The organism is Dietzia sp. SLG310A2-38A2 (genome assembly GCF_014145095.1).
GTDB lineage: Bacteria > Actinomycetota > Actinomycetes > Mycobacteriales > Mycobacteriaceae > Dietzia.
Window position 1 is genome coordinate 1 of the sequence record NZ_JAALDX010000293.1, and the last position, 2,052, is coordinate 2,052.

3 protein-coding genes are annotated in these 2,052 nt (G+C 70.9%); all 3 read right to left on the reverse strand.

Annotated elements, in window-relative coordinates; all coding sequences use genetic code 11:
- A partial coding sequence (locus tag G6027_RS10975) for an enoyl-CoA hydratase-related protein (protein WP_182637213.1) occupies nt 1–203 on the reverse strand: 203 nt, incomplete at its 3' end.
- A 25-nt stretch (nt 204–228) separates the two neighbouring features.
- A complete protein-coding gene (locus tag G6027_RS10980; protein WP_182637214.1) occupies nt 229–1,410 on the reverse strand; it encodes an acyl-CoA dehydrogenase family protein in 1,182 nt (393 codons plus the stop codon).
- A gap of 5 nt (nt 1,411–1,415) precedes the next feature.
- On the reverse strand, nt 1,416–2,052 hold a 637-nt coding region (locus G6027_RS10985), incomplete at its 5' end, for an acetyl-CoA carboxylase biotin carboxyl carrier protein subunit (RefSeq protein ID WP_182637215.1).

The window sequence follows — 2,052 nt, forward strand, 5'->3', positions numbered from 1 at the left end:
AGGTCGGCTCCGGCGCAGAACGTCCCGCCGGCGTGACCGAGGACCACCACGCGGGCGCCGTCGTCCGCGGCCGCCCGGTCGAGCGCCGCGTGCAACTGCTCGACCAGGGCGGTCGAGATGGCGTTGCGGTTGTGCTGCGAGTCCAGCGTCACGCGGGCGGCGCCCCCGGAGACCTCGTAGCGCACCAGCACCTGATCACTCACGGTCTGATCGTCCGCCGCCGCCACCTCAGTAGCTCCTCGGCAGCCCGAGCGAGTGCTGGGCCACGTAGTTGAGGATCATCTCCCGGCTGACCGGGGCGATGCGGGGCAGGCGTGACGCGGCGAGCATCCCGGCGAGGCCGTACTCCACCGACAGCCCGTTGCCGCCGAGGGTCTGGATGGCCTGGTCGACGGTGCGGGCGGAGACCTCTCCGGAGGCGTACTTGGCCATGTTGGCGGCCTCGCCCGCGAGGTCGTCCAGGCCGGCGTCGACGAGCGCGGCGGCCTTGCGCATCATCAGCCGGGCCAGCTCCAGCTCGATCTTGCACTGGGCGAGGGGATGGGCGATCCCCTGGTGGGCGCCGATCGGGGTCTTCCACACGGTGCGCTCGTTCGCGTACTTCGTGGCCTTGTCCATCGCGTAGCGTGCGGAACCGATCGCCATCCCGGAGGCCATGATGCGCTCGGGGTTGAGGCCCGCGAACAGCATGAGCAGCGCGGTGTCACCGTCACCGATGAGCGCGTCCGCGGGCAGCCGCACGTCGTCGAAGTACAGCTGGAACTGCCGCTCGGGCGTACGCACCTCGGTGGGGATGTGGGTGCGCTCGAGTCCGGGCGCGTCGGTGGGAACCATGAACAGCGCCGGCTGGAGCTTGCCGCTCGCGGCACCCTCCAGGCGGGCCACCACGAGGATCGCGTCGGCCTGGTCGACGCCCGAGATGTAGGTCTTCTGCCCGCTGAGCAGGAAGTCCGAGCCGTCCCGGCGTGCGGTGGTGGTGATGGCGTGGGAGTTGGACCCCGCGTCCGGCTCGGTGATGGCGAACGAGGTGATGATCTCGCCCGAGGCCAGGCCCGGCAGCCAGCGCTTCTTCTGCTCCTCGGTCCCGAAGCGGGAGATGATCGTGCCGTTGATGGCGGGCGAGACCACCATCATGAGCAGCCCGGCGCCCGCGGCGGAGAGCTCCTCCTCGACCATCGCGAGCTCGGTCATACCGGCCCCGCCGCCGCCGTACTCCTCGGGCAGGTTCACGCCCAGCAGTCCGAGCTTGCCCGCCTCGGTCCACAACTCGTCGGTGGTCTCACCGGCGTCGGACTTCTCGCGCATGTACTCCATGCCGTATCGCGAGCCAAGGTCGAAGGCGACCTTGCGGAGTGCCTGCTGCTCCTCGGTGTCGACGACGGGGTTGGGGATCTGTGAGATGTCGGTCATCGTGGTCACTCCTGGGGGGTGGTGGTGTCGGTGCTGTCGGCGTCAGTGCTGTCGGGATCGGTGCTGTCGGCGCCGGTGCTGTCGGCGCCGGTGCTGTCGGGATCCGCGACGACGGCGAGGATGGTGCCGGTCTCGACCTGGGTGCCGACCCCGACGGGCAGCTCGGTGACGACGCCGTCCACGGCGGCGGAGATGGTGTGTTCCATCTTCATGGCCTCCATCCACAGCAGCGGTTGGCCGGCGGTGACGGTGTCACCGACGGAGACGGCCACCCGGATGACCGCACCCGGCATGGGGGCGAGCAGCGAACCGGCGGCGACCTCCGCGCCGGGATCGGTGTAGCGGGGCGGTTCGATGAGCGAGACCGGCCCGAGCGGCGAGTCCACCTCGACGACGGTGTCCGAGCCGACCACCTCGTACCGCGCCACGGAGAAGGTGTGGCGCACTCCCATGACCTCGAGGTCCACCGCGTCCGGGCGGACCTGTCCGACGCTGGCCACCTCGGCGAGATCGCCGTGCGCGTGGGCGCCGTTGCGGTCGCGGACGTAGGCCACGTCCAGCTCGTCCTCGCCGACGCGGTAGGACCGCCTCTGGAGCGTGCGGCCGACGTTGCGGAAGCCGGCCTGCGCCAGCGCCACCGGG